Origin of the sequence: Phenylobacterium sp., assembly GCF_031412415.1 — a bacterium.
GTDB lineage: Bacteria > Pseudomonadota > Alphaproteobacteria > Caulobacterales > Caulobacteraceae > Phenylobacterium.
In genome coordinates this window covers 1-10,521 of the sequence record NZ_JANOCX010000310.1, presented here as the reverse complement: position 1 = coordinate 10,521, position 10,521 = coordinate 1, and the positions used below count along the sequence as shown (strand labels likewise).

Below are 10,521 nucleotides of genomic sequence, written 5' to 3'. Positions count from 1 at the left end.
TCACCCAGCGTGACTACAGATGGCTCAGGGAGGCTTTCATGGAGGACCTTGTGGTGATCGGCGCCCTGGCGCTGGACCGGCCTGTGCGGCTCAGCGGACCGCCGCTGCCCGGCGCGCGGCTCAGCGGTCACAGCCTGGGCGGCGTGCTGGCCGGTCGGCTCGGCGGCGGCGGCGCCAATGCGGGGGTGGCCCTGACGCGCGCGGGCCACAAGGTCAGGCTGATCTCCGTCATCGCCGAGGACGCCGACGCCGATGTCGCGCTGGGCCAGGCGCGGTCGGCGGGGCTGGGCACGGCGCTGGTGGTTCGCCGGCCGGGCTTCAGCCGCACCACCCTGATCCTGATCGATCCGGCTGGAGAGCGCCTGGTGCTGGGGTTGGACATGGGCCTTGTTCCGCCGTCGCCGATCCCGCCGCCGTCCGCCGATGTTGGTTTCCAGGGCCTGTATGTACGCGCGGCCTATCCCGGCGCCGAGACCTGGGCGCAAGCCTGCCTTGGGCCGGTTGTCGCCCACTGGCCTTGCGGCGGCTTCGCCGGCCCATGCGATGTCCTGATCGCCTCCGCCGACGACTGCGACGAAGCTGTCCGCGCCGCGCCCTTCGCCGCCGGACGCGCCCAGGTCGGCGAACGGCTGGCCTGGATGGTGATGACCCACGGCGCCGGTGAGGTCGTGGCCCATGGTCCGAACGATCAAATCCGCGTCCTGCCGTCCCCGGCCAAGGTGGTCGACGCCACCGGCGCCGGGGACACCTTCGCCGCCGGCCTTCTGGACGCCCTCGTCGCCGGGGCGGGCATCGAGGCGGCCCTGAGCGCGGCCTGCGCCTGGGGCGCGATCGCGGTGGGTCTCGATAGTTCGGCGCCGTTGGCCGGCGACTTCCCTGCCTTCAGGCCAGGCTCGCCCTGAGGCGCTGGGAGACAGTGTCCAGCGCGGCGACACACAGCATGTAGAGCCCGACGATGAACACCACCTCGTCGAAGGCGAAGATGCGGATCCGCTCTTCCAACTCGAAGCCGATGCCGCCGGCGCCGACAATGCCCAGCACGGCGGCGTTGCGGAAATTGCTCTCCAGGAAGAACAGGCACTGGCTGGCCATGACCGGCGTCACCTGGGGCGCCAAGCCATAGCGCAGTTCCATCAGCGGGGAGACACCGGCGGAGCGGACACCGTCGATCGGCCGATCGTCGCCATTCTCGATGGCCTCGGAGAACAGCTTGGCGAGGCTGGGGATGTCAGCCAGGGCGAGCGCGATCACCCCGCCAAAGGGACCCAGGCCGAACGCCGAGACCAGGATCAGCGCCCACACCAGAGCCGGGACGCCGCGGAACCAGTCCAGCGCCCGCCGGAACGCGAAGTGCAGCACCGGCTGGCCCACCACCGTCTTGGCGCCCAGCACGCCGAGCGGGAGGGCGGCCAAGGCCGCCAGGACCGTTCCGGCGAAGGCCATGGCGAAGGTCTCGGCCAGGGCCTTGACGATGCGCAGCAGGTCCCCCCCGTCCGACGGCGGAAATGCGCCCTCGGCGAACTTCGCCAGCTTGTCGAGTCCGGCGAACAGGGCGTCGGGCGCGAGCTGGAGGTCGACGCACATGGCCACGAAGGCCGCCAGGCCGGCGGCGATCAGCCCGCCCTGAACGAGACGTCCCCGCGGCCGAAGCGCGCCCGGCGCCGCGGCCAAGGCACGCTGATAGGCTTCGTCTCTCATTTCGCGCCGTCCAGTCCGATCAAGCGATGGCGGATCGCCTCGGAGCTCAGGTCGATGACGAAGATCATGCAGACGATCAGCAGCAGGATCGCCAGGTAGGTGTCGAACTCGGTGTAGGTGATGGCCCGCTGCAGCTCTAGGCCGATGCCGCCCGCGCCGACGATGCCCAGGGCCGCGGCCCCGGCCAGGTTCCCCTCCAGGCGGATCAGCACGTAGGAGGCGTAGTTGGGCAGCACCTGGGGGATGACGCCGTATCGGATGCGGCTCAAGGGGCCGACGCCCGCCGCGGCCATGGCCTCAAGCTGATGGGGATCGACCTCCTCGTTGATCTCCGAGAACAGCTTGCCCAGGCTTCCGAGGGTGGAGATCGCCAGGGTGATGACGCCGGCCAGCGGGCCGACGCCGAAGGCCGCCACCAGAATCAGCGCCAAAATCAGGTCCGGCAGTGTGCGAATGGCCTCCAGCGTCCGTCGGACCACGAACCGCACGGCGGGAAAAGGCATCAGGTTTCGCGCGCAGAGGAAGGCGGCGACCAGGCCGCCGATGGCGCCCAGGACGGTGGCGACGATGGCCATCTCGACGGTCTGCCAGCCCAGCTTGAGCCAGACCGGCAGGTCGTAGAACCACCAGGCGAGCGAGCCCTTGGTCCGGCTGTCGGCGGTGAGCGCGTCGGCCTTGAGGTCCGGGATCATCCGCGCCAGGAAGTCGGCCACCCGGCCAAGCGGGTCGCCGCCGATGTCGGACGAGAAGAACTGGCTGCGCTGGAACGAAACCAGGAGGATCGCCGAGAAGATCAGCAAACCGGCCAAGGCCCGCAGCCGCTGGCGGCGCAGGGTGCGCCGGCGCAGGGTCTCGAACGACTCGACGGCGGAACTCACGGCGTCGCCACCAGGGCTTGGGCCTCGGTAGGCTCGAACTCCGCGGCCTTGGGCGACCAGGCCGAGGCCCAGGCGAAGGCGGTGGCGTTCTCCAGATGCAGCGGCATGTGGATCCCGATCAGCCGGTAGCGGGTGTCCAGCGGCATGTCCTGACGCACGACGATCGCCTGGGACGCCTGGGGCCGGATTCGAGCCAGGACCCTGAGATCAGTGCAGGGTTTGGCCTTCTTCACCGCCACCTTGGGGCACAGGCGCTGCCAGGCCGCGGCGTGCAAGGCCATGGCCTGCGCCTGACCTGCGCGCAGAACGGCCGCGGCGGCCTCGCCGTCGGCCTCGACCCGTTCCTGGCCGAAGAACCCGGTCGTCGCGCCACGGTCGGCCATGGCTTGACGCGGCACGGCCAGGGCGGCGGGCGTGGCGCCGCCAAGCACCAGGGTCTTGCCGCGCAGATCGACCAGGCTTCGAGCGGGGCTTGTGGCGGGGACCGCGAGCACGATCACGATACGGTTCAGACCACCCTGTGGGCGCAGGGTGAGGATTGCGCGGGCCGTGCCGCTGACCGGCGCGAACGCGGCGCGGTCGAGAACGGCGAGATCGAGTTTGCCCGCGGCCAGCGCCGTGGCGGCCTCCGCGGCGCTGGCGACCGGACACCGTTGGACGACCGTCCCGAGGCGCTTGGCGAGGTGGTCGTAATAGGCCTTCTCCCCGGCGGGACTGGCCGCGCCGAGCGCCGCGCAGGGTCCGGCCTTGGGTGAGATCGCCGCGATGCGCAGCGGCTCGGCGGCCGCGGCGCCGGTGGCGGTCAGCAGGGCGGCGGCAAGGCCCGCGACAAGCGAACGCTTCATGGCCGGCCCCCCTGGCCGCGCCGCTGCGCGAGATCGGCGGCGCGCAGGGCGATGATGTCCTTGTAGTGGTCGCGGTTGACCGATGTGTAGGCGGAGCCGTCGAGCTGGCCGAGCTCCGGCCAAAGGTCGGGTTCGTCGTAGGGCAAGGCGCCCATGGCGCCCCGCACCAGGTCGATCATCGGCTGAGGCCGGTCGGTGCGGACCACGAAGGCTTCGCTGGGGATCGGCCCCGCGGTCCAGATGATGCGGAAATCCTCGACTTCCACCAGTCCGCGCCGCGCCATCGTGTGTAGCGCGCCTCGGCTGAAGCCGTGCTCCGGATCGCCGCCGCTGGCCTGCAGGATCGCCGCGTCGAACTGGCCGTTGGCCAACGACATCACCGCCTGGGTATGGCCGCCCGCGAACCCAGTCTTGCCGAAATAGGTGTCGGGATCGATCCCCTGCTCCCGAAGCTTGGCGCGGGGCACGAGATAGCCCGAGGTCGAGTTGAAATCGACATAGGCCAGGCTGCGACCCTTCAGGTCGGCGACAGAACGGTAGGGACTGTCGGCGCGGACCACGATGGAGGAGTAGTATCCCGTCCCACCCTCGGCCTGTCGCAGACTGAGGATCGGCGCCACCAGTTCGCCGACCTGGGCGTCGACATTGGCGTAGGAACCACCCGCCATCTGGGCCAGGTCGACCTGGCCCGACGAGAGAGCCTGGATCACGCCGTTGTAGTCCGAGCTCTCGTACAGCTTGACCGGCAGACCCAGCGCCTTGGCGAGGTGGGCCTGATAGACGCCCCGGCGCCGCACGATCATGGGATCGTCGTTGCTGCCGCTGACCGCCATGCGGACTTCCTTGATGCCGCTGCGCCAATCGCCGGTCGCCGCGGCGTCCGGCTTCTGACCGCAGCTGGCCAGGAGCGTGGCGATGGTCGCCGAAAGCGCGCAGAGCCAGGCTGATCGTCGCATCGCGCACCATCACTTCGCGCCGTCGGGAACAAGGCGCTGACGGCGTTATCGATGCCGCCGCGCCGTGTCGCGCCCGTGACGCGGACATGACGGTTTTTCCCAAGATCGGCGACTTGTCGCAGATCGAATGAGTGCGTCCCGCCGTGGCCCCCGGCGCCCGCGATCAGCCAAGCCCCTCGGCCAGGGCGGCCGCGTTGCCCGCGATCAAGACGTGGATCGTCTTCGACGCGGGCCAGATCGTCGCCCGCGCGCCCAGGGCGTCCAGGCCCGTCACATTGACCTGCCCCGGATCCTCGACGTCCACCCACAGCCGCGAACCTGACCCGCCCGACCGTGCGATGTTGCCGGAACCGCCGAGCGCGGCGCGCCAGGCCATCGCCTCGGCGGCCAGGGGCGGCGGTGCGGCCTGCGCCGCCTGGCGCATCTCACCGGCGATCTGGTCGGCGAGCGGACCCAGAACCACCTGCAGCGCGCGTTCGGAGGGTCTCACCAGCCCCCGCGCGCCCAGGCGCCTCAGCGCGGCTTCATCGACAGCTTGGGGGTCCTGCAGCACCAGGCGAAGACGCGTGGTGCAGGCGTCGATGCCGATCAGGTTCGCGGCGCCGCCGAGCGCCTGGACGAAGTCGCCGCCCCGATCGCCCAGGCTGACGGGCGCCGCGCGCTCGGCGGCCGGATCGAGCGCGTCCCGTCCCGGGGTCTTGAGGTCGAAGCGCAGGATCGCCCAGCGGAAGAGGCCGTAGTAGAGGGCGAAATAGGCCAGGCCCACCGGCAGCAGCAGCCAGGGTCGCGTAGCCCTGTTGAAGTTCAGGACATAGTCGAACAGGCCCGCCGAGAAGCCGAAGCCCAGCTTCACCTCCAGCAGGCTCATGACGATGAAGGACAGGCCCGTCAGCAGGGCGTGGATCACATAGAGCGCCGGCGCCAGGAACATGAAGGTGAACTCGATCGGCTCGGTCACGCCGGTCAGGAAGGTGGTCAGCGCCATGGAGCCCAGCATCCCACCCACCGCCTTGCGCCGCGCCGCCGGCGCGGCGTGGTACATGGCCAGGCAGGCCGCCGGCAGTCCGAACATCAGCACCGGGAAGAAGCCCGCCATGAAGGCGCCGGCCGAAGGGTCGCCCGCGAAGAAGCGATTGAGGTCGCCGGTCGCCCCGCCGAAGTCGCCCACGATGAACCAGGCGATGTTGTTGAGGATGTGGTGCAGGCCGGTGACGATGAGCGCGCGGTTCAGCACCCCGTAGATGAAGAGCCCGAGTTCGCCCGAGCCGATGATGACGCGGCTGGCGGCGTCCATCCCCGAGTTCACCGCCTCATAGCTGAACCCCACGAAGCCGGCGAGGCCTAGGCCCGCGAAGCCCGCGACGATCGGCACGAACCTGCGTCCGCCGAAGAAGGCGAGGTATTCCGGCAGTTTGATGTTGGAGAAACGGTTGTAGAACTGCCCGCCGATCACGCCGGACACGATGCCGATCGGCACCGCCATCTTGGCGATCGCCTTTTCCTTGAAGGCGGCCGTGGCCAGACCGGCGGCGTCGCCCACCATGCCCTTCAATGCCTCGGGCGGGACGTGCAGCAGGGTCTGGGCGCCGTGGGTGGCGATCAGGAAACAGACCACGCCGGCCAGCCCCGCCGCGCCGTTGTTGTCGCGGGCCAGGCCGACCGCCACCCCGGCGGCGAACAGCAGGCCGAGATTGGCGAAGATCGCCTCGCCGGCCGCCGCCACGAAGGCGATGTTCAGCAGGTCGGGCTGACCCAGGCGCAGGAGCAGACCCGCCACCGGCAGGACCGCGATCGGCAGCATCAGGGCGCGGCCCAGGGACTGCAGGCTTTCGAGGGGCGAAACCATCTCAGGCGCCTCCGGTCAGGAAGGTGTTGGAAAGCGCCCGCACCGCCAGGGGCGAGTCCTGGGCCAGCGCCTCTGCGGCGAGCTTGCGGCAGACGCCGGGGGCGAGCGTGCGGATCATCGACTTGACCTCGGCGATGGCGGCGCGGGGCATGGAAAGCTCGCTGACCCCCAGGCCGATCAGGATCGGGGCGGCGGCCACGTCGCCGGCCAGGCCGCCGCAGACGCCGGTCCAGAGCGCGTGCTTGCGCCCGCCCTCCACCGTCGCCGCGATCAGCCGCAGCACGGCCGGATGCAGGGCGTCGACTTCGGCGGCCAGCTCGGGATTCCCCCGGTCCATGGCCAATGTGTACTGGGTGAGATCGTTGGTCCCCACCGAGAGGAAATCGGCCTCGCCCGCCAACTGGTCGGCGATCATCGCCGCCGCCGGGGTCTCGATCATCACGCCCAGGTCGACCCGGCCCTCGAAGGCGACGTCGCGGCGGGCCTCGTCCAGCGCCGCGCGGACGGCCTTCAACTCGGCCAGGCTGGCCACCATGGGCGCCATGATCTTGGCGCCCGGGGCGCCGCGCAGGATGGCGCGAAGTTGGGTCCGCAACAGTTGCGGCCGGCGCAGCAGCACGCGCACCCCACGGACCCCGAGCGCCGGATTCTCCTCCGCCGCGATGGGGAGGTAGGCGGCAGACTTGTCGCCACCGACGTCCAACAACCGCACGATGAGCGGACGGCCTTCCAGGGCCTCGGCGATGGCCCGGTACTGGGCGGCCTGTTCGTCCTCGTCGGGGGCGGTCTCTCGGCCCAGGAACAGGAACTCGGTGCGCAGCAGGCCGCAGCCCTCCGCCCCGGCGGCGAGCGCGCCCTGGGCGTCTTCCAGGGAGCCCAGGTTGGCGAACACCTCGAGCCGCGTGCCGTCGGCCATCCGGCAGTCCTCGCGCGCCGTGGCGCGCGCCGCGGCGCGGCGTTCGTGGCGGACGGCCAGCGCGGTCTGGGCGGCTTCGAGGGCCGCGGCGGTCGGCGCCGCCTGTAACGAGCCCGCGTCGGCGTCGAGGATCAGGCAGGTCCCATCGCGGATCGCGGCCACTCCCGGCCCCGCCGCAACCAGACAGGGCACCCCCATGGCGGCCGCCAGGATCGCCACATGGCTGGTGGGACCACCCTTGGCGGTGCAGATTCCGGCCAGGCGCGAGGCGTCCAGCGCCATGAGTTGGGAAGGCAGCAGTTCCTCGGCCAACAGGATGGATCCGGACGGCAAGTCCGGGGCGCGGTCCTCCTCCCCGGTCAGGGCCTGAAGCACGCGCCGCTCCAGGTCGATCAGGTCGTCGACCCGCTCGGCCATGCGGGGATCGCGCAGGCCGCGCAGGGCCTCCACATAGTCGCCGACCGCCGCCTTCCAGGCGAAGCCGGCGCTCTTGCCCTCGGCGATCCGCCGGTGCGCCTGGCCGGTCAGTTCCGGGTCCTCGAGGAAGGCCGCGTGGGCGCCCAGGATCGAGCGGCGCGCCTTGTCGCCCTCGCCGGCCATGACGGCGATCCGCGCCTGAACCTCGGCGAGCGCCGCCGCCAGGGCGGCGTCCTCCCGCGCCGCGCCGGCGCCGGCCTCGACCACGGCGATCTCGGCGCGAAACAGCCGCACGGCCTTGCCCACCGCCAGGCCGGGCGCGGCCATCACGCCGCGAAGTTGGCCAGGATTCGCCAGGACGGTCGCCGCCGCCTCGGACGGCGCGGCCGCGACCGGCGCGCCCTCCCCCATGCCACCCTCGATCAGGGCGGCCACGGCCGCGACCGCCGCATGGGCCTGGTCGCCGGTGGCTGAGAGCAGGACGGCGTCGCCGTGACGCAGGCCCAGGGTCATCAGCCCCACCGGGCTCTTGGCGTTGGCCCGCCGGCTGACGGTGGCCAGCGAGATCTCCGCCGGAAATGACTTGGCCATCTCCGCCACGCGAGCGGCCGGACGGGCATGCATGCCGTGAAGCATCGGGATGACCAGGCGTCGCTCGACGGTGGGTCCGGCCAGCGGGCCGGCCTCGCTGGCGATGGCCTCACCGCGGGTCAGTTCGATCAGCCGCTCGCCCGCCGCGACCATGCGACCGGCCTGGCCCAGGGCGATCGTGTGGCCGGCCGGGTCGATGATCACCATGGGCGAGATCAGGCTCTTGGCCCGTCGCGCCAGGCGATCGAGGTCGAAACCGATCAGGCGCTGGCCGGTCCTCACGGCCTGGCCGTCGGCCACATGAACCTCGAACCCCTCGCCGTTCAGGGCGACGGTCTCCAGCCCGACGTGGATCAGGATCTCGACGCCGCCGGCGGTCCGCAGGGTGACGGCGTGGCGCGCGGCATGGACGGAGATCACCGCGGCGTCGCAGGGCGCGCAGACCACGCCCTCGGTCGGTTCGATGGCCAGGCCGTCGCCCAGCATCCGCTCGGCGAAGACCGGGTCAGGGACCTCGTCCAGGGCGGCGACCCAGCCGGCCAGGGGCGAGAGAAGGACGAGATCAGCGGCCACGGTGAGCCTCCGCGACCAGGGTGACGCGGTCCAGCGCCCACATCGGCGCCACCGTCTTCTGGGTGAAGGTGAAGCACAGGTCGCTCGGACCGGCCTCCCCCTTGATCTCGCCGGTCAGGACGGTCACGCCTTGCGACCCCGCCGCCGGAGCCAGCGGCAGGACCGCGACCACCGCCCCATGGCAAGAGCCCTGTCGCACCTCCAGTTCGCCTTGCGGCGTGGCCGGCGGGCGGAAGGCGATCTTCTCGATGTCCTTGCCGATCTGGAAGTTGAACGGGAGCTGGCCCACGGCGACCTCGATGGTGGAAACGCCGGTCAAGTCCGCGCCCTCGTAGATCCAGCAGGGCGCCATCAGATCGATCAGGAACGTCGCACGCTCGCCGCGCACGGGGGCGTCGTCCTCCAGGTTCAGCAGGATGCCCGCGCCGCAGGATCTCAGCTCCTGACTCTTCCGTGTGCGGATCGAACGAGCGTCAACCTTGATCTCCGACACCAGCGCCAGCGCCTGGCCCGCGCGATAGGCTTGGGCGCGGACGGTGGCGCCCAGCTTCGCCTCCAGCGGCGCGCCATAGACCGGTGAGGCCGGCGTTGGGGTCGAGCCGTCCAGCGTGTAACGGATTTCGCCCACCTCCTCGGCGCCCAGCAGCGCCAGCCGGGCGCCGTCGCCGGACGGCGCGCCCAGGCCCCGAACCTTGAGCGGGGTCTCGTCATAGGCCTGGCCCAGCGCACGGTAGCGCGCGAGCTGCGACGGCAAGCGGTCGGCGAACCGGGCCCAGTCGCGCCGGTCGGCCGGAGACCAGGCCATTTCCGCGAGCGCCGCGGCGCGGGGGAACAGCATCCTGGCGGACCGCTCTTCGGTGCGGGCGTGCTCGGTCCAAAGGTTGGCCTGGACCCCCAGGAGGTGGTGGCGCTCGTCCTCGTCCAGCGCGGCGGGCATGGGATTGAAGTCGTAGACCTGCTTCAGGGTCACCACCGCGCCGCGCCCTGGCGGTTCATCCGGCGAAGTGCTCTGGCGATTGTTGAAATAGAGCGTTGGATCCGGCGAGAGGATGGCGTCGTGCCCCAGCTTGGCGGCGATGATCGCCCCGTCGACGCCGCGCCAGGAGGTGATCGTGGCGGTCTTGGCCACGCCGCCCTCCAGGATCTCGTCCCAGCCGATCAGGCGGCGGCCGCGAGCCTTCAGGGCTTGTTCGATCCGCGAGATGAACCAGCCTTGAAGCTGGGTCTCGCTGGCGATGTGCAGAGCCTTCATCCGCGCCTGGACGCCAGGATTGGATTTCCACTGGTCCTTCACCGCCTCATCGCCGCCCACATGGATGTAGCGGCTGGGGAACAGCTCGATGACCTCGGCCAGGACGTCTTCCAGGAAGGCGAAGGTCGGCTCTTCCACATTGTAGAGATAGGGGAAGACCCCCCAATCGCCGGAGATGTTCTCGGAGGGCGGGGGCGCGGAACCCAGGCTGGGGTAGGCCAGGATCGGCGCCAGCGCGTGGCCCGGCATCTCGATCTCCGGCACGATGGTGATGTGGCGCGCCGCGGCGTAGGCGACCAACTCGCGCACCTCGTCCTGGGTGTAGAAGCCGCCGATCATGCGTGGCTTGCCGGTCGCGGGGTCGATGTCCTTGGCCGCGGCCGGACCGGCGGGAACCCGCCAGGCGCCGACCTGCGTCAATCGCGGATACTTGCGGATCTCCAGGCGCCAGGCCTGGTCGTCGGTGAGGTGCCAGTGCAGCGTGTTGAGCTTGGCCAGCGACATCTGGTCGATCAGGCCCTTGATGAACGCCACGCTCTGGAAGTGCCG

Annotated in this window: 8 protein-coding genes; 1 reads left to right on the top strand and 7 read right to left on the bottom strand. The window is 70.9% G+C overall.

The genetic code is table 11. The features are described from left to right. Positions 1 to 38 precede the first annotated feature (38 nt). A complete protein-coding gene (locus RMO04_RS14875; protein WP_309645550.1) occupies positions 39 to 902 on the top strand; it encodes a PfkB family carbohydrate kinase in 864 nt (287 codons plus the stop codon). Here RMO04_RS14875 and phnE (RMO04_RS14870) read toward each other — a convergent pair. The 7 genes from phnE (RMO04_RS14870) to RMO04_RS14840 all read right to left on the bottom strand — a co-directional run. Next, positions 883 to 1,698, bottom strand: coding sequence for a phosphonate ABC transporter, permease protein PhnE (gene phnE / locus RMO04_RS14870; RefSeq protein WP_309645549.1), 816 nt, complete (start codon positions 1,696 to 1,698; stop codon positions 883 to 885). The genes RMO04_RS14875 and phnE (RMO04_RS14870) overlap by 20 nt on opposite strands. Beyond that, the gene (gene phnE, locus RMO04_RS14865) at positions 1,695 to 2,576 is read right to left on the bottom strand and encodes a phosphonate ABC transporter, permease protein PhnE (protein WP_309645548.1); all 882 of its coding nucleotides are present in this window, start codon (positions 2,574 to 2,576) and stop codon (positions 1,695 to 1,697) included. The genes phnE (RMO04_RS14870) and phnE (RMO04_RS14865) overlap by 4 nt, the downstream gene beginning before the upstream one ends. Continuing rightward, complete coding sequence (locus RMO04_RS14860; RefSeq protein ID WP_309645547.1) at positions 2,573 to 3,421, bottom strand: PhnD/SsuA/transferrin family substrate-binding protein; 849 nt, start codon at positions 3,419 to 3,421, stop codon at positions 2,573 to 2,575. The genes phnE (RMO04_RS14865) and RMO04_RS14860 overlap by 4 nt, the downstream gene beginning before the upstream one ends. Further along, on the bottom strand, positions 3,418 to 4,377 hold the full coding sequence (phnD, locus tag RMO04_RS14855; protein ID WP_309645546.1) for a phosphate/phosphite/phosphonate ABC transporter substrate-binding protein: 960 nt from the start codon (positions 4,375 to 4,377) through the stop codon (positions 3,418 to 3,420). The genes RMO04_RS14860 and phnD overlap by 4 nt, the downstream gene beginning before the upstream one ends. A 163-nt stretch (positions 4,378 to 4,540) precedes the next feature. Beyond that, positions 4,541 to 6,223 (bottom strand): N-acetylglucosamine-specific PTS transporter subunit IIBC, encoded by a 1,683-nt coding sequence (gene nagE / locus RMO04_RS14850; RefSeq protein WP_309645545.1) that lies wholly within the window; start codon positions 6,221 to 6,223, stop codon positions 4,541 to 4,543. Between the two features lies 1 nt (position 6,224). Next, a complete protein-coding gene (gene ptsP / locus RMO04_RS14845) occupies positions 6,225 to 8,720 on the bottom strand; it encodes a phosphoenolpyruvate--protein phosphotransferase (protein ID WP_309645544.1) in 2,496 nt (831 codons plus the stop codon). Continuing rightward, the coding region (locus RMO04_RS14840; protein WP_309645543.1) for a family 20 glycosylhydrolase at positions 8,710 to 10,521 on the bottom strand (1,812 nt) is incomplete at its 5' end. The genes RMO04_RS14840 and ptsP, both read right to left, overlap by 11 nt.